Consider the following 18,607-nt stretch of genomic DNA (forward strand, 5'->3'; position numbering starts at 1 on the left):
GTAAAGCTCGTAGTATTCATGGATTTCTAAGTGGAATTTATGCTTCTTTATGTGCATACCAATTAACCCATCGAAATAAGCCAACAATTCAAATTATGAAATCATTAGCTTAAGCAGGATTCGGGTTAGATATTATTTTGATTAGGCTTTCAAGACTGCCCCATATCGACAGCCTTATTGCATATTAATAGATTTATTTAGAAAATATATTAAAATAAAAGCAAAAAATAATCTAAAATAACATCTGGATGAATGTAAATATCATAAATATAAAATAAATTATCTTTAATAATTGTAAGATGTTAATAAAATCACTCGTTTATCAACTTTTATAAAAATACTAATCTAAAAAAATTCTTTCTATATTATTTGAAATTCCCTCATTATATTTTTAATGTTTTTTAGCTACATTAATTTACCCATCTGTAAATTAATTAAAAATTTAAAATTAAAAGAGTATTTTCTTATTCAAATTAAGACGATTTAATTTACGAAATAAAAAATATTCTGCAATGAAAATTAAATCTTATTGAATGGTGTATTACTGATATGACTGAAGTTAATCGAAGTCCTTATAAAAAGGCAATTTTGTTTGAACAACTTCAAAATGTTCAGTCCAATATATTTGCAGCTGCAGATCCATTTGGTTCTCATTTTACAAGCCCAATAGCCGCAGAAAAAAAAGTTCAGACCAGTAATATCTTTTTGGCGATTGGTGCTGTTCTGGCGTTACATTACGGCATTTTTTATGTCGCAGAACATCTTCCAACACCACCACTGATTGTGAAAAAACCAGCACCTATTGCGATTGAAATTGAAAAACCAAAGGAAGAACCTCCTAAGGTAATTGAACCTAAACTCAAAGAGGAAGTACAAAAGCCCATCATTCCTCCTGTTTCTGCAAAGCCTCAACCTGTGCAAAAACAAGTAGTTCAAAAACCCGTAGTGCAAAAGCAGATAGAACAACCAAGACCTGTTGCTAAGTCAGTGCCTCAACCTGTACAGCAGGCTGAAGCTACAGAAAGCATCGTACCAACCCCAAAAGTTGCAGAAACTGTGAGTAAGCCCGCACAAGAAAATTTACCTGTAACAGAAGCCAAAGGTTATGCAGGTTATCTCAGTAATCCCGCCCCTGAATACCCTGAGGTGGCATTAGACCGTGGTTGGGAAGGCGTTGTTATGTTACGTGTGAAAGTCTCACCAACAGGTAATCCTTTAGAAATCAACCTTAAAACGAGCAGTGGAAAAAAAGCACTCGATGAAGCAGCTATAAAGACTGTGAAGCGCTGGAAATTTTCACCTGCAATACGTGGCAACACACCAATAGAAGGTTGGGTCGATGTTCCGATTCACTTCAAATTACCCAATTAAACTGTAAAATTTTATCTTAGGAAAATTCGATATGTCTGATATTAATACGATTATTCATGATGCAACCATTTGGTTATTGATCGGTTTTTCGATCGTAACTTGGGTTTTAATTGTGGTGAAAGCAGTTCAAACTTCAAAAGCCACTAAACAAAGTAAAGTTTTTGTCGACACCTTTTGGTCAGCACAAAACTTGGCAGATGCCATTAGTAAAGCTGAAGATGCATATGGTCCTACAGCACGTATTGCTCAAACAGGTTTTAAAACATTAACTGAAGCCAATGAAAAAACCCATCAGGATTTACAACAAACGTGGAGTCGTCAGGATTTGTTAGAGCGCCACTTACGTAAACAAATTCTCACTGAACGTCGTCAACTGGAAAAAGGCTCAGCCGTTCTCGCATCGATTGGAAACAATGCCCCGTTTATTGGCTTATTTGGTACTGTATTTGGAATTATTCATGCCTTACAAGCAATTGCCCAATCAGGCAGTGCCAGCATGGATGTGGTCGCAGGTCCCATTGGTCAGGCACTTGTTGCAACAGGAATTGGTATTGCTGTCGCTGTACCTGCTGTACTTGCCTATAACTATTTTGTTCGTAAAGTGAAAGGTATTGGTGCAGATTTAGACGACTTTGCAACAGACTTTGTCAGCCTAACCCAAAAAGTAGGTTTCCAACTCCCAAGTAAAACTCAAACTGCACATATTGCAGCCAAGCCAGTCACAACGCATCAGTTAACATCTCAAGAAAAGGAGGCTTTGGCTTAAATGGCTATTTCAACTTCTCAAGATGACGATATTGTCAGTGATATCAATATTACCCCCTTAGTCGATGTCATGTTGGTACTATTGATCGTGTTTATTGTCACGGCACCTTTGTTAACCAACAGTGTGAAAGTCAACTTACCTAAAGCTGCACCCACACAATCTACAGATCAAAACAAAGCGCTGGTGATTAGCGTAAAGCCCGATGGTGCAATCTATTTAGATAAAACCCCTGTCAATCTAGACAACTTTGAGCAAGAAATCACACAGCGTAAAAATGCCAATCACAAGCTAGCATTAAACTTAAATGCTGATGAAACAGTTCCTTATGGCACTGTTGCTAAACTTTTAGCGAGTATAGAGAGAGTCGGTGTGGAAAAATTATCCGTGATTACCGAACCTAAATAACATACGTTGATATACATGCTCAGAGGCCTATTTATTTTAAATAGGCTTAGATCAGCATTTGAAGTACAACGCCATGTCTCACAATAATATCTGGCTCGGACTTTTCAATCCGAGTCTTTTTCTTGGGCGATGATTCAATCAGTTTGTGATCTCAGCAATTAAATCATCTGAATAATCCTTTCAATCGCTTCCTTTTCTAATCTGTTGTCGTATTAGCCCATGGATATTTTCATTGATCTCTCTGCCATACGCGATAAGAATCTGAGAAGTAGAATTCAATTCCTAACTCATACAGGATTTGTTCATACAGACTAAACTTTTTTGCAGTTATCAGCAGGGATGGTTTTCAAGTGTACTTTTACCGGATGGATTAAATTAACAATCGCTTCACTAAGCTTTAGACTCTTACAAGTAGTGCTCTTTTTTTAGCCCGCGATAATCTGTTTTCTGCCCATAATCGAAACTAAAAATTGCTGATGATTTTTGCCAACGGGTGTCTATTTACAGATCACCATAACTTGACTGCTGATCAATGATTTGAGGTCTTTCCTACATACTCCTTCAGTTGTTCAATTTCCCTTGAATTTCTGGATGTCCATACTTTCTCTTGTGCTGATTGCTAAAACGCAAATACTGATAAAGATGTCCTTCCTTCATTATATCCTGTTGGATATCGTGATAGATCAAATGCGTGCTGACAGCGACATATGAGGTCACCTGTTCAAGGCTACATTGCAGAGCAAAATAACCACTTCTGTTTCGATTGAGTTTGATCTTTCTACAAATCGTCGAGGGGCAAGTGCCAGTCTGTGTGCAATATGATGTTTGGAAAACCTTCACCTAATAGAACCTAACGCTGATATTTGCGTCCTGAGTGCTTGAAGAATAGTCCATTGTGCCACTTTGGCTCAGGTAGGTATGGAAGCAAAATGTATTTCGGCTTTAGAGGCTAGAATTATATAATTTTAGAGGCAGTGAAGTTTCAAAAAATTTTAGCTATAGGCTTATTCAACTCAGAGTGAAATTGCTGAATAAACCTATAGGCAGTAAAAGTTTTAATTTTAAAGAAAATATTATCAATAATTTATATTAAAATAAGCCTGACAATGGCAATTGCTCATTTTTTAAATAATAAGCTCCAACCGCTGCGGCTTTCCAATCACGTGGATTATGGTTGGCAACAGTTCTCGCATTACGCCAATGTCGGTCAAAATTATGTTTTCGTCCTGTTGTTGATGCACCACCCACGTCAAATAAACGCTCTGCAGCCTTCAAAGTCGACTCAATAGCAATAAATTGTGCTTTGGAAACGATTAAGGCTGCATGATCTACTGCTGCATCATCAAGATTAGCCGCCCATGCAGCATCAATACTATCAGCTGCATTGAGTACAGCTGCTTCAGCGGCAAATGCACGTGCAGCAATCTCACCGACAGCAAATTCAACATAAGGATCATCAACCGAATTTTTGGCGCTACTATGTTTAATAGGACGCGCTTTATTTTGAGTAAACCACACAGCATCATTTAATACATTTCGTGCAATACCCGCCTCAACAGCTGCCAAATAAATTTGTGCAAATGGTGTAACAATTGATCGTTTGCCTGAATCAAAATCACGAATTTGAATCTCATCTTCATAAACAATGACATTATTGAAATTCGTTGTACCACTCGCAGTGAGTCTTTGCCCCATAGCGTCAAAATCATCAACTAATTCCAAACCTTCACGGTCAATCGGTAAAATAAAATATACCGGTTTATCTTGTTCATCTAAAGCAACAGCTGAAATCCAATCTGAATAGAGACCACCAGTACTGTAATATTTTTGCCCTGTGACACGATAATGATCGCCTTCTTTCACAATACGTGAACTGACTTCACCATTTGCCCCACCCGTTTCCCAGCCTGCATTTCCAATCACTTTGCCATCTAAATAACGTGAGAACCATAATGCTTTTTCTTGCTCTGTTCCTCTTGCCAATAATGCATCTATAAAAAGAAATGAAGGACGAAGCGCCTGTGCAATGTTGGAGTCATAAGCGGCCACGTCAATAATAAATTGAATCACTTCACGTACGGATGCCTGACTACCTCCATAAATTTCTGGAATACGAAAGGTTAATAAATGTGCTTCAGCCAGTTGTCTAATCTGCTCAAAAGGTAGTTGCCGTTGGCTTTCGCGCTCTGCACTTCCGTGTCCAAGTTTTGGGAGTAATGATTCCGCACGCTTTTGTAATTCAGCAACATTCAATGTTTGCTGTAATGATGTGAATTGTGTATTTGAAACTAAGTTATTCATAATAATCCTGTTTTAATCTTCTGTTGAGTTTTTAAATTGAAATTAAGCAAAACTAAAATTCAAGTTGCTTATCGGTTTTGGGTTTTCATCTAATGTCAGCGATAAATCAGGCACGGCACCTAACAGTTGCTTGGTATAGGCATGTTGAGGGTCATTAAATATCTGCTCGGTCTCCCCTTGTTCCACAATCTGACCTTGTGACATCACCACCACATCATCACTAATGTGACGGATCACGCCTAAATCATGTGAAATGAACAGATAAGTTAGACCCAGTTCTTCTTGTAAATCATCAAGTAAATCTAGAACTTGTGCTTGTACTGAAACATCTAATGCCGATACGGGTTCATCACAGATGATGACACGTGGATGGCTGGCAATCGCTCTTGCAATCGCTACACGTTGACGCTGACCACCTGAAAGTTGCAAAGGATGACGACGTGTTACGTCAAAGGATAACCGCACTTTTTTCAGCAAGGCTGCGACTTCATGTTTTAATTCAGTCGACTTCACTCCACCCACTTGTAAGGCGTCTTCTAATATTTGCTCCACATTCCAACGTGGATCAAAAGAACTCAGTGGATCTTGATAAATCACACTAATGTCACGACGTCTCAAACGTCTTTCACGTTCAGGAATCCGATGATTCGCGGCTCCATTCCATGCCTTTCCAGCAAAGGATACTGCGCCTTCCTCTGGTTCAATCAACCCTAGAAGAATACGTGCTACCGTACTTTTTCCGGAACCGGATTCACCCACAATGCCAAGCGTACGACCTTCATATAGTTGAATATTGATATCTTCAACAATTTGTCGCCATTGCTGATCTGGACCACGATATCGTTTAGCAATTTGTTTAGCCTCAAGCAACGGAATTATTTGTATATTTTGCTCTTTTCTTACGCGAGGTTGGGTCTGTGCATGGGACGACAAGCGCTGCCCTCGAGGACGTGATGCAGGTAAAGCATCTAACAAGCTTCGAGTATAGGGATGCTGTGGCTGATGTAAAATTTGTTCAATCGGGCCTTGCTCAAGTACTTTCCCATGGTGTAGCACTAAGACTTCATCAGCTAATTGAGAAACCACTGCAAGATCATGACTAATTAATAAGAGCGAATTCCCGTTATTTTTAATTTGTTTTAATAACTCTAAAATTCGGGATTGTACAGTCGCATCTAAAGCAGTCGTTGGCTCATCTGCAATCACCAGACTCGGATTCAATGCCAGTGCGCTAGCAATCAATGCTCGTTGACGTAAGCCACCTGAAAGCTGATCAGCACGTTGATTTGCACGAAGTTCAGGATAAGGAATCCCCACTTGTTCCAATAATGAAATGACTTTTTCTTTACGTGTTGCAAATGTTCCCCAACCATGAGCCGTTAAAGATTCTAAAATTTCTTTTCCGACTGGACGTAAGGGATCAAGTGACACCAATGCATCCTGTAATACAAAGCCAATTTCTTGACCACGAATCAAACGCCAATCTTTTTCAGTATTGTCTAAAAGATTTTGACCTGCATAACTAAATTGTCGTGCTTGAATTTGAGCCCCTTGTCCTGCAAGGCCTACAATACTTCGTGCGGTTACACTTTTACCCGAGCCTGATTCACCCACCAATGCCACACATTTGCCCGGTGATAAAGTCAGTGATAAATCATTCACTACAGTTTGATGGGCAAATTGAATATTCAGACCGTCTATCACTAATGTTTTGTTATGCATGGCTACGACCCTCCAAACGGTTTTGTAAGTAGCGCCCAAGTACCGTGGTTGATAATGTTGTCAGTAAAATAAAGAAACCAGGGAAAAAGGTCAGCCACCATGCATTGGCAATAAAATCACGCCCTGCAGACATCATGGTTCCCCACTCTGGCGCAGGTGGCTTAGCCCCCAACCCTAAAAAACTTAGTGCCGAAGCCCAAACTATTGACTGTCCAATACCCATTGTGACCACGACCACCAAAGGTCGCATCGCATTGGGTAACAGTTGGCGTCGAATAATACGCCAAGGGCTATGACCTAAAGCACGTGCCGATTCAACATAGCCTGCATGTCGTGCTGCCAAGACTTGGCCTCGAATCATGCGCGCATATCCCGGCGCAATACCAATGCCCGTTGCAATAATGAGTTGCGTGATTCCTGCACCAAACACAGCAACAAATAACAGCGCAAGAATTAGGCTAGGAAAGGCAAACAAAACTTCAATCACCCAACCAATCACACGATCAATCCATCCACCACTTAAGCCGGCAATAACCCCCAGGGGAATTGCAATCAAAAATGCCAAGCCAATTGCTAAAACTCCAATGGTCAAGGACTGCTGACTGCCATGAATGACTCGAGCATAAATATCACGACCCGATTGATCTGTACCGAACCAATGTGCCCAACTTGGTGCCTGAAATGCTGCTTCAGGATTAATGGCTAAAGGATCTGTGGATGCAAATAAATAAGGGAAAATGGATGCCAAAATGATCGCAACAAGAAAGAGCCCCGCTAAGATGGTGCCCCACGGCAAGGACTGAATAATCAAAGACTGAAGATTGAGTTTATTTTTTAAAATAAGTTCACTCATGCAGTTTCTCCTTTCAATCTTGGATCAACCAAGTGATAAAGCAGATCCACGAGAATATTGACCAGTACATATGTCAAAGCAACCACCAAGGTAATACCCACAACAAGTGGCATATCTTGACTTTGTACGGCCTGAAAGAGCTGGCGTCCTAATCCTTGACGAGAAAAAATAACTTCAATCACTACACTACCACTGGCTAAAGCACCTATTGCCCAGCCTGAAAGTGAAATTCCCGGCAATAATGAATGACGTAATGCATGTCGCCATCTCACAGACCAATCACTTAAGCCACGTAATCGTGCTGACAAGATAAAAGGTTGCTCTAGCGTAATTTCTAAAGATTGGCGTGTCACTTGCCCCACAAACCCAGCTAAAGGCAATGCCAATGCCAATGCCGGTAAAATTAAGCTGTGTAGACTGTCACTTCCTGCGACAGGAAATAGACGCAAGTTAAATGCAAAGACTGCCAACAACAAAATTGCCAACCAGAATGGCGGTAGTGCTGCCAAAATAGTTTCAACGGTAGAACCTAAATGAGAAATCCAGCGACGTCGTCCAGCTGTCGTTAATGTCCATGCCAACACCAATGCCCATGTCATGACTAAAGCAGCAACAATGAGTTCAAACGTCGCTCCAGCTTGTTGTGCAATCACGTGGACAACGGGTAATCGCTGAGAATAAGAAATACCTAAATCACCCTGTAAAAGATGAGAAAGATAAATCCAATATTGCACGTATAAAGGTTGATCAAGCCCATATTCACGTTTCACTTCAGCAATCGCTTCCGCGGTCGGATTTAACCCACCCAAAATCGAAATTGCTGGATCACCGGGCATTTGCTGCATCGCAAAAAAAGTTACAGTTGCAATGATCAAAAGTACAAGGGCACCACTTCCCAAACAGACTGCTAAGTATCTGAGCGTAGAAATCAGCCTTTCGTTATAAATAGAATCGCTTTCTGAATTCGGTTTTATTATTTTCATTTTTCTACCCATGCATCATAAAAATAAGGAACAGTGAGTGACGGTTCAAGACGCACCCCTTTTGCCGTTTTATAAATGGCTAATCGGCTGCTTTGCGGCATGGTGGTAATCTGTAAATAGTTCTCTGAAATAATTTTCTGAGCCTTGAGATATAACTGACGTCGAAGGTCTGTATCCTGTGTCTGTAACGCACTGTTAATGGTTTTATCAAATTCAGCATGACTAAACCCTGTGCCATTGGTGTGATAAATTGCACCCGGGCGACTGATAAAAGCACTGCTGAAAATAATGCGGAGTACATCTGGTGTATTGGTATTCCAGTAACCCAATCGAATATCATAGTCCCATCCAGTAATACAGCATTTGGTAATGCTACTTGTATCCATGGGTTCTAGATTGACTTCAAAACCTTCTCGTTTAGTCGATGCCTGGATTTGCTCCCATAATGCACGTTCTGCATTTGAAACACGTTCTGCAACAGGAACTTGCACCCTCAGACGTTGTCCATTTTTAACGCGATATCCTGCTTTATCCCGTTGATTCCAACCCGCCTCATCCAGAAGTTGTTGTGCACGTTTAGGATTATAGTCTTGCGCATGTTCGAACTGATCACTATAGAATCGGGTGACAGGACTTAAGGGGCCACCTGCACGTTTAAACTCACCAAAGAAGATACTTTTTAAAGCACCTTCAACATTGGATGCACGTACAAAAGCTTCACATACACGGATATCATTAAAAGGGACACGCGTAGTATTAAAATCACCTTTGGTTGGATTTCCAGGACGATCTTTGATTAACAAGCTAATGTCAGGGTTTTGTCTTGCCTGGCTATGTGATTCAGGCGGCAAGGCATCAATGACATCCACATCACCCGCTTGAACAGAAGCAAAACGTACCGAAGGTTCAGGAATAATTTTCCAAATAATTTGATCTAAATATGCAGGGCCTTGATGTTTTGCCGTAGGCGGTGCCCACGCATAATCAGGATTACGTTCTAAAGTAATTTGGCTTTGTCGATCCCAACGCTTGACCTTAAATGGGCCTGAACCCACTGGGCTTTCACAATTTTCTTCACGAGTGCGCTGTAAGGCTTTAGGTGATTGAATCCCCAAAAAGCCTTGTGCCAAAACTTCCAAGAAAGGGGCATAAGCTTCAGATAAATGAACTGCGGCAGTGTACTCATCAATAATGTCTGTTTTGACATACTGTGCAATATAACTTGCTGCAGTGCTGGATTGGGTTTTTGGGTCCACCATATGGTCTAAATTGGCTTTTAAGGCCTGTGCATTAAAATGCTCTCCATCGGTAAAATGGACATCTTGACGCAAATGGAAGGTATAGACTAAACCATCTTTAGACACATCCCAGCTTTTTGCTAACCAAGGACCAATTTTGCCCTGCTCATCCATAGACACCAGTGAGTCTAAAAATTGCTGTGCAATAAAGACCTGAGGCATATCGCCTTGTGAATGCGGATCAAGGCAAGTCGGTTCACGATCAGTTGCATAAATTAAGGTTCCACCAGACACCGGCTGCCCAGTATAAACCGTCGTTTTATCGCCACCTCGGTTACCACATCCACTGATTCCCAATAACATCACTGCACCAATTGGAACAGCAATGTTTTTTAAAAATTTCATCAGGCTACTGCCTCCTGTTTTTGAGGAGACAAGTTCAAAGCTTCCGCAGGTTGCTTGAGATTTTCAGGATTGCGGTAGCGTGCACCAAAATGATTGTCAGGTAAGCGAGCCTGCCCTTGACCGAAGAAACGCTCACGTAAGGTTTCACCTTCCGTATACTGTTCACGATAGCGTCCACGACGGCGTAATTCTGGCACCACCAATTCAATGAAATCTTTTGCCGTTCCGTAAGATAAGTATTGGATGAGATTAATCCCATCTATACCATCTTCATCAAGCCATCGTTCTATTGTATCTGCGACATGTTCAGGTGTACCTGCGACAAAGAAACGATCTTGACGAAAGCTAATTTTATCAATCAACTCACCCACGGTTTCATCTGAATTTACCCAACGTAATAATCCCCAGGACTGATCGCCTTTTGCCACCAAATCACGTAACTTGGTTTCTCGTGGATACTGCGTAAAGTCTATTGGTGACTGCATGTGTGCAAGTGATGCATCAATGCTATGCAGTTCTCGGTATTCTTTTAATTTCGCTTCTACTTCTTCATCCGTACGACCAACGATGACACTTGCTGGAACAAAGAATTTTACACTCGATGGATCACGGCCATGTTCCTGAGCTTTGTCACGAATTGCCTGAATATTCGTTTGTACTTCTACAAGACTGGATCCACCTGTAAATATTGCCTCTGCATGACGACCAGCAAATTCAATTCCCGCAGCCGAGCCCGTAGCTTGGAACAATAAAGGTGTACGTTGCAGTGAGGGTTGGCACAAATGAGGACCGGCAACTTTATAATTTTCACCGACATGGTTGATATAACGGACTTTACTCGGATCTGTATAAACCCTGTTTTCTCTATCAACCACAACTGCATTGTCACCCCAAGAACCTTCCCAAAGTTTATACAGTACGTCTAGATATTCATCTGCAATTTGATAACGCTGGTCATGAGAAATCTCTTTTTCCAGGCCAAAGTTACGTGCAGCGTTGGGTAAATATGAGGTCACAATATTCCAACCAACACGCCCCTTGGTTAAATGATCCAAGGTGCTCATACGACGTGCAAAAGCAAATGGGGGTTCATAAGTAGTTGAAAATGTCACACCAAAACCAAGATTTTTAGTGACTGCTGCCATGGCTGGAATAATCAAGAGCGGATCATTTGATGGAATTTGCATTCCTTCACGCAAAGCCGTTTCAGGACCACCACGAAACTCATCATAAGCCCCAATGACATCGGCAATAAAAATGCCATCAAAAGTGCCTTGTTCGAGTAACTTCGCAAGTTCAGTCCAATACTCCAGGTCATTAAAGCGATGACGATTATTATCAGGATGCACCCATAGACCATGAATAATGTGACTCACACAGTTCATTTCGAATAAATTGACATGAAGTTGTTTTGGCATAATAAATTTCTCCTATTCTTATTGTTTAAAATCTAAATCCGGTACCGATAAATACACTTCGACCATCACCCGGCCAGAACACCGCTGCATCACTGCCTCTATAGTTGTAACTTGATGAAGCTGTTGCAACGTAATGTTCATCCGTTAAGTTTTTTAAATCGACATAGACTTTCCACTTTTGATTAGGCTCTTCATAACCTGCGCGTAAGCCCAAAATTTCATAGGATGGGGCTTTAAAAGTATTTTTATAGTCAACGTAATAGCTAGAGACTGCACGTAAATCTACGCCAACGTAGTACCCTTGAGTATTTTTCCACTCAAGCTCTGCCTGATAACTATGTCGTGGCAAACCTGGTAATTCATTTTTACCGAGGTCAGAATCACCTTTGAAGAAAAAGTCATTGAAGGTATAAGATTGACGTAGATTTACCGTTGAACCTTTTTGGCTTTCCCAAAGTTTGGCTGCAAGCGAAGCTTCTACACCTTGGTGGATAGTTTTACTGGCATTAAAATTCGCAGTGACCGCCGGTGCAGTGGTCGTTGCTGGTGTCACAACAATGTTATGAATTTCATCTTCTAACCAAGTACGATATACGGCAAGCGTACCATCCAATTTTTCGCTATTGATACGGACACCAAGTTCACCGGTTGTACCTTCTTGGGGACGAACATCGCGTAAATACGCACCATTGGCACCTACTGAGGGTCCTATTCCCCATGTAACAGGTGCGTCAATGGATCGACCTAAGCTGGTGAAAAATTGTACTTCCGGAGTTAACTTATAACTTAAGCCAAGTCGTGGTGCTAAATACCACTCATCATAAGAAACATGACTTGGATTTCCACTGGTATTGGGTACTTCTGCTTGATCAATTTTAATATTTCGCAAAGCTTCTACAGCAGATAAACCCGTAGTTAAAGTCGTTTTATCATTCAGATGTAAATCATTGGTGATTGCGAATGCTGTATCTCGGGAACCCGTGTAGTCTGCATGATAAGTTTGGAATTTTTGGTTTCCAACGCGATTTCGACCATCTGTTCCACCACTCAAATAGGTTTGAGTCAATACCACTGAAGTGTCACTTGGCAGCCCAAATAATTTGTCATTATCACGTAAGTAACGAATTGTCGGTGTGATATAGGTCGAAGGCCAATCATTATACCAACTTGAACTGAGGCCATTATCAAGATCAAATTTGTTGTAGCCCAAAGACAATTCTAATTTTGAGTGGTCATCAATAAAATAGTCTAGCTTACCCACAGCCAAACCTGACCAGTGATCACGTCCATAGACTGTTGAACCTTTTTGCGTGGGATCTTCTTTAATCTTTGCTAATGTTAAATAACCGCCGTTATAGAATTCTTCTTCTCGATAACGAACAATAAATCGCCCTTTCACATCGTCACTAAAGTTATGACCAATATTAAAAACGATATCTTTACCATCTACAGGTGTCTGTTCTTGAAACCCTTCGCGTTCATTTTTAGATACCGCAATATAATAATCTGTTTTACGATCGTCACTCACACCACCATGACTTAAAAAATATTTACGATAATCAAAGCTCCCGCCCTCAAGTCCAATATATGTACCCGGAGACGATCGTCCTGTATGCGTGGTAAATTGAATTGCACCGCCTAATGCCGTCGCGCCATAAGCAAATGCATTAGAGCCATTAATGACTTCGGTATAATTTACGGCTGTAGGCGTCAACAATGTTTCTTGTGTTCCACCCGGCCCTGTAATAGAAGTCCCATCGTAAAGATATTTAATTCCCCGTGCATAACCACCATAAAAGGTATTTATGCCTGAACCACGAATCGAAACAAAGTTCGCACCATTTCCTCCAGTTGCCGCTGCAAAGACCCCAGCCTGATAGCTCAAAACGTCTTCTAAATTTGCAGCACGCCCCTTTTCAACTTCAGCAGCAGCGACCACACTTGTGGTCCCTGGAATTTTATTGAGTTTTGTTTTAGCGGTTTGAGCTGTATCTCGTTTCCCCCCTGTAACAACAACTGCACTTAATACTTGAACATCATTTGAATTGGAGTTCTCTTGAGCATAAATAGTTGTTAAAGGTAATGCTAAAGCGATTGCGATTGATAACTGCGATAACTGGAAGTATTTATTTTTTGACATTGATTTTCCTAAGCGAGAATAATTAACTCCTGTGCCGATTCTATATTTAAAAAATCATTACAAATAAATACTAAAAAATGGTTTTAATATTCCATTTTGTTTTTATGAATTAAATGGATTAGTTTTGATTTATTTTGACTAATTTTTATTCAAAAAAAATTTCTATTTAATTTTATTTAATATAAAAATTGAAGGTTTTATTTTTTAATTTTAAGAGGCTGTGTTTTTATAAATGAAAATTTAGGATAAATTTATCTATTTTTAATAAAAATATTAAAATCATAAATTTATATTTTTTAGTTTTAATCTTGAACGGATTATAAATCAGGTTTGTGAGATTGCAGCAGCGATACCAAAACAAACACTTCTCAATTAAAATTTAGTCATAGCACCAGAGTTGAAGGGTGTTCTATAAAACGATATTAAAGTTATGACATCCGTGCAGCATCGTTGTTATGCCTATTAGCTTTTTATTAAGGATAGAAACACTGTTAACCGTATTGGAAAATTTTTGGATCAATATCTAACGGTTTATGCTGTGTACGATGAAGTCAATGATTGCAGTCATGTTCAAAAATTACTTGCTGTGAGGAGCGCCTAATAAAATTAAAAATACCACCAAACGGTGGTATTTGTTTTAACGTAATGAACCGTACTGGATATGTCAAAGGCCTATTTCACCTAGTTCTATCAAATTTAAGGCACGACTTGGTGTTAGGATCAAACCAAATAGTTAAGGACACGATTGTAAGAAGACCAATTCGTTGTATTGTACGATAAAGCTAAGGTGTAGGCTTATTCATTTGAGAATTATATTGCTGAATAAGCCTTTATTCGATAGGTTTGTGCAACAAAACCATTATGAGTACACAAGATAATTTTTTAATAGATTATTTTAATTACAATGATTTAATAAGATAATATGGTGCGCTCAGCGGGACTCGAACCCACGCCACAGGCTTCGGAGACCTGTACTCTATCCAGTTGAGCTATGAGCGCGCGATGCACATCATAACAAAAAAAACCGTAAGGTAAAGCAACTATATATAAGTCATCAATTTTTGTGCTTATACTTTAATCAATGTTCCAAAATCGCAACAGAGAATTCCTGCTTATTTACTTGGTTTATTTTCCAAGATCACTCACAATACTCCCACTATTCACCCTGTGAGAATTTCATGACTGATGCACTGACCTTGAGGGATTTATCCAAAACTTACCGTAATGGTTTTCAAGCACTCAAAGGTATTAATCTGACTGTACCTGAAGGTGAGTTTTATGCCCTCCTCGGTCCCAATGGTGCAGGTAAATCTACCACCATCAGCATCATCAGCTCACTGACCAAAAAAACTTCCGGTACGGTGGAAATTTTTGGTCACAATCTCGACACTCACCCTTCAGAAGCCAAACAATGCTTAGGCGTGGTACCGCAAGAATTCAACTTTGGCCAATTTGAAAAAACCTTTGATATTTTGGTCACTCAAGCCGGCTATTACGGTATCCCTAAAAAAATAGCCGAAAAACGTGCCGAAGAATATTTAGAAAAATTAGGTTTATGGGAAAAACGTGGTGTTCAGGCGCGTATGCTTTCTGGCGGGATGAAACGCCGTTTGATGATCGCTCGCGCCATGATGCATGAGCCAAAACTTCTAATTTTGGACGAACCGACTGCAGGTGTAGATATCGAACTGCGTCGTTCCATGTGGGATTTTCTCACCGAAATGAATGAAAAAGGCACCTCCATTATTCTGACCACACATTATTTGGAAGAAGCTGAAGTACTATGTCGTCGGATTGCCATTATTGACCGCGGTGTGATTAAAGAAGATACCAGCATGAAATCTTTCCTGAATCAGCTCAGTGAAGAATCCTTTATTTTTGATTTGGTCTCACCAATTCAGCCTATTCATCTGGACATTATTGGTGTGCGTTTCAATTTAATCGATCCCGTGACTTTAGAAGTGACCATGGACAAAGCGCATACCTTGAATGAACTGTTCCAGTTGCTGGAAGCTCAAGGCATTAAAGTACGCAGCATGCGTAACAAGTCAAACCGTCTGGAAGAACTATTTGTCAAAATGGTAGAAAAAAACCTTGATGGAGCTGCGCAATGAACTTTAATCAACTTAGTGTTGCACTCTATACTCTCGTTCACAAAGAAGTACGCCGTTTTATGCGGATCTGGCCGCAAACCTTATTGCCGCCCGCCATTACCATGAGTTTGTATTTCGTGATTTTTGGCAATTTGGTCGGTTCACGGATTGGCACAATGGGTGGTTTTAGCTACATGCAGTTTATTGTACCCGGCCTGATTATGATGGCGGTGATCACTAACAGTTATGCTAATGTCTCCTCCAGTTTCTTTAGTGCCAAATTCCAGAAAAGCATTGAAGAACTGATTATGAGTCCTGTGCCTCTGCACATGATTTTGTGGGGCTATGTAATTGGTGGTGTTTGCCGTGGTGCCTTGGTTGGTATCATTGTCACTGCAATGAGCCTGTTCTTTACTGACTTATATATTACCAACTGGTTCGTCACCATATATACCGTGCTGATTACGTCATTTTTATTTTCATTAGGCGGTTTTATTAATGCTGTTTATGCAAAATCATTTGATGATATTTCGATTATCCCCACTTTTGTACTGACTCCACTGACTTATTTAGGTGGTGTATTCTATGCCATTAGTGCTTTAAGTCCATTTTGGCAAAATCTCTCTTTAATTAACCCGATCGTATATATGGTCAATGCCTTCCGTTTCGGCATTTTAGGTCATAGTGATGTCAATGTGTCCATTTCATTGACTGTTATTACCTTATGTTGTGCCGTACTTTACGGTATAGCTTACTATTTACTTTCTCGTGGTTCAGGAATGCGTGAATAATGAGTGTAGAACATTCTCTATTAGGTAAAGACACCAATTATCCAACAGAATATCAACCCGATATTCTGTTTCCAATTTCACGTGCCACTGCGCGTGAAAAATACGCCCATGTTGAAGGTATTCAGCAAGGTCAAGACTGGTGGCATGTTTTTGAAATTTCCTGGTTAAATGCGGCTGGTATTCCTCAGGTGGCGATTGGTCGTATCACGCTGCCGGCATCCTCACCTAACCTGATCGAATCGAAATCGCTCAAGCTTTACTTTAATAGTATGAACTTTACTAAATTCGATTCAAAAGAAGATTTTATTGCGACGGTCGAAAAAGATTTATCTGCTGCGGCAGGTGCACCGGTCACGCTGACTTTATTTCAGGTAGATGATCTGGACATTTCCAAGCCTGAAGGTATCTGTATTGATGATTTAAGCCCTGAACGCCTGGAAAACCATCCAGATGCGAGTTTATTAAAATTAGACACAGAAAATAGTGAAGCAGTTGAAGTGCAACTTTATTCACATTTATTACGCAGTAACTGTCCAGTCACCGGCCAGCCAGACTGGGGCACAGTTTTTATACGCTTTAAAGGCAAAAAACCTTGTTATCGCAGCATTTTAGCTTATATTATTTCTTACCGTCAGCATAATGGTTTCCACGAACAATGCGCGGAACAGATGTTTGCCGACATCTGGCAAAACCTTGCGCCGGAAAAACTGATGGTATATGCAACTTATACACGTCGTGGTGGATTAGACATCAACCCTTGCCGTGTATCCGATGCGACATGGATGCCTCGCCCCATTCGTTTGGCGCGACAATAAAATGAAGAATATTGAGGTTGTTTAACATGCCATTTTTTGGTTTTATTCCTTCTGCAGAATTATTAACAAGTATTCAAACAGGTCAGGAAAAGAAAAATTCCAGCGAACCGCTATACCCTTTACGTGACAAGACTGCATTGCTGATTAATGAAGAAATCATTGATGCTATTTTGACCGAGCTTGTGCGTCGTTTCCCAGCCAGTGATAAACGTGATACTGCTGAAAAACTGGCCGGTTATGTCAAATCAACCGTTGCAGTTTTATTGAAACAGTTGTTGAGCAAATCCTCCAATGATGTAGTAAAACAGTCAATTGAGTTTTCACAAAAAAGCCTGTTTAAAGATGCAGCTGGCAATTTCCGTGTAGGTGAACCATTAGATGCCAGTCTGGTGACCAATCTTAAAAATAGTTATGCGGAAATTAAAGCAGGCAATGAGGTAAATAAAGCAGTCTTAACTGAACTTTATAAGCAGTTTGCTGAAGCGACCGTGCGTCATTTCATGAATGACTTTAATAAAACCCTAGATTTGGGCATGATCAAGCGTAAAGCTGCCGATCTGGGTTCTGCTGCAGTGATTAAAGCCGTACATATTGCAGCGGATAAAATTATCCCAAATCTTAATAAAGAAGAACTCTTGGCTTTGGCTGAATATCACGATACTTTGTTCCATGCCTAAGCATTTTTGACTTTCAAAAAACCTGACACATGTCAGGTTTTTTTATGGCTCAGTTATTATTAAGTTCAGGTCTGCTTTTACATAGCCTGACGTTTGCTGGCAGTGATAGTATGTATATCAATAGATGCTTCTTCTATATAGAAACGAATTACCTTAAAAGGAAATCATGACGGCAATCAACATTTACCTGATCTGCCATACATTTGCTTTTCCAGCTTTTTTCTCTGTACCTTCTAAATATGCCAATCAGAAAACGTATTGACCTTATTTTGGATCATAGCTAATCAACAGCTCTATCACGCCTTTTTCTGCTTTGGGTCATTATCTTTCCATAATAGTCAAAATCATTCATATACAGATAGATTCAGAATTCACTGCCATTTACCCTTAGGCTTGCCCCATACTCAAAACCAAAGCACATTGATGAATACAATAAATAACCCGAATCGCGGATAAGAAAATGACTTGAAAAATAAGAGGACTAGAGCCATCAGTTGAGTTACCACACAAAACCTAAAGCCCTAGTCCTGATGTTCAATAGTACCGAATTATTCTGCGTAATTGATGATTTCTTTCTGAAATTTGAAGCAACTTATTGGAAATTTCTCAAACAAAGCCGTCATTCGTTA

The 18,607-nt window shown here is 40.1% G+C and carries 14 protein-coding genes, 1 tRNA gene and 2 pseudogenes; 9 read left to right on the forward strand and 8 right to left on the reverse strand.

What is annotated here, in order from left to right; all coding sequences use genetic code 11:
- The 4 genes and pseudogenes from FB6_RS07560 to FB6_RS07575 all read left to right on the forward strand — a co-directional run.
- Positions 1-113, forward strand: a pseudogene (locus tag FB6_RS07560) (IS982 family transposase); the annotation flags it as partial.
- A gap of 436 nt (positions 114-549) precedes the next feature.
- Complete coding sequence (locus FB6_RS07565; RefSeq protein ID WP_174559428.1) at positions 550-1,371, forward strand: energy transducer TonB; 822 nt, start codon at positions 550-552, stop codon at positions 1,369-1,371.
- Between the two features lie 31 nt (positions 1,372-1,402).
- The gene (locus FB6_RS07570; RefSeq protein WP_174559429.1) at positions 1,403-2,137 is read left to right on the forward strand and encodes a MotA/TolQ/ExbB proton channel family protein; all 735 of its coding nucleotides are present in this window, start codon (positions 1,403-1,405) and stop codon (positions 2,135-2,137) included.
- Positions 2,138-2,542, forward strand: coding sequence for an ExbD/TolR family protein (locus FB6_RS07575; RefSeq protein WP_174559430.1), 405 nt, complete (start codon positions 2,138-2,140; stop codon positions 2,540-2,542).
- A gap of 1,089 nt (positions 2,543-3,631) precedes the next feature.
- On the opposite strand, the gene FB6_RS07580 is transcribed toward FB6_RS07575, so the two are convergent.
- From FB6_RS07580 to FB6_RS07615, 8 genes are all read right to left on the reverse strand, one after another.
- The gene (locus FB6_RS07580; protein ID WP_174559431.1) at positions 3,632-4,843 is read right to left on the reverse strand and encodes an acyl-CoA dehydrogenase family protein; all 1,212 of its coding nucleotides are present in this window, start codon (positions 4,841-4,843) and stop codon (positions 3,632-3,634) included.
- Positions 4,844-4,885: 42 nt separating this feature from the next.
- Positions 4,886-6,565 carry a dipeptide ABC transporter ATP-binding protein gene (locus FB6_RS07585; RefSeq protein ID WP_174559432.1) on the reverse strand — a complete coding sequence of 560 codons (1,680 nt, stop codon included), beginning with the start codon at positions 6,563-6,565 and terminating at the stop codon, positions 4,886-4,888.
- The gene (locus FB6_RS07590) at positions 6,558-7,418 is read right to left on the reverse strand and encodes an ABC transporter permease (protein ID WP_174559433.1); all 861 of its coding nucleotides are present in this window, start codon (positions 7,416-7,418) and stop codon (positions 6,558-6,560) included. The genes FB6_RS07585 and FB6_RS07590 overlap by 8 nt, the downstream gene beginning before the upstream one ends.
- Entirely contained in the window at positions 7,415-8,401 is a 987-nt protein-coding gene (locus FB6_RS07595; protein WP_254592210.1) for an ABC transporter permease, read from the reverse strand. Before FB6_RS07595 ends, FB6_RS07590 begins: the two co-directional genes overlap by 4 nt.
- Positions 8,398-10,044 carry an ABC transporter substrate-binding protein gene (locus FB6_RS07600; RefSeq protein ID WP_254592211.1) on the reverse strand — a complete coding sequence of 549 codons (1,647 nt, stop codon included), beginning with the start codon at positions 10,042-10,044 and terminating at the stop codon, positions 8,398-8,400. Before FB6_RS07600 ends, FB6_RS07595 begins: the two co-directional genes overlap by 4 nt.
- Entirely contained in the window at positions 10,044-11,462 is a 1,419-nt protein-coding gene (locus tag FB6_RS07605; protein WP_174559435.1) for an LLM class flavin-dependent oxidoreductase, read from the reverse strand. Before FB6_RS07605 ends, FB6_RS07600 begins: the two co-directional genes overlap by 1 nt.
- A gap of 25 nt (positions 11,463-11,487) precedes the next feature.
- A complete protein-coding gene (locus tag FB6_RS07610) occupies positions 11,488-13,602 on the reverse strand; it encodes a TonB-dependent receptor family protein (RefSeq protein WP_174559436.1) in 2,115 nt (704 codons plus the stop codon).
- A gap of 923 nt (positions 13,603-14,525) precedes the next feature.
- A tRNA-Arg gene (locus FB6_RS07615) sits at positions 14,526-14,601 on the reverse strand.
- A gap of 179 nt (positions 14,602-14,780) precedes the next feature.
- On the opposite strand from FB6_RS07615, the gene FB6_RS07620 reads away from it, so the two are divergent.
- From FB6_RS07620 to FB6_RS07640, 5 genes and pseudogenes are all read left to right on the forward strand, one after another.
- Complete coding sequence (locus FB6_RS07620; protein ID WP_174559437.1) at positions 14,781-15,716, forward strand: ABC transporter ATP-binding protein; 936 nt, start codon at positions 14,781-14,783, stop codon at positions 15,714-15,716.
- Entirely contained in the window at positions 15,713-16,486 is a 774-nt protein-coding gene (locus FB6_RS07625) for an ABC transporter permease (RefSeq protein WP_086195004.1), read from the forward strand. The genes FB6_RS07620 and FB6_RS07625 overlap by 4 nt, the downstream gene beginning before the upstream one ends.
- Positions 16,486-17,301: an NADPH-dependent 7-cyano-7-deazaguanine reductase QueF gene (queF, locus tag FB6_RS07630; protein WP_174559438.1), complete on the forward strand. Its 816-nt coding sequence runs from the start codon at positions 16,486-16,488 to the stop codon at positions 17,299-17,301. Before FB6_RS07625 ends, queF begins: the two co-directional genes overlap by 1 nt.
- Positions 17,302-17,327: 26 nt before the next feature.
- On the forward strand, positions 17,328-17,978 hold the full coding sequence (locus tag FB6_RS07635; RefSeq protein ID WP_174559439.1) for a hypothetical protein: 651 nt from the start codon (positions 17,328-17,330) through the stop codon (positions 17,976-17,978).
- A gap of 530 nt (positions 17,979-18,508) precedes the next feature.
- Positions 18,509-18,607, forward strand: a pseudogene (locus FB6_RS07640) (IS982 family transposase); the annotation flags it as partial.

It is taken from the genome of Acinetobacter bouvetii (assembly GCF_902753875.1).
Classification (GTDB): Bacteria; Pseudomonadota; Gammaproteobacteria; order Pseudomonadales; family Moraxellaceae; genus Acinetobacter; species Acinetobacter bouvetii_A.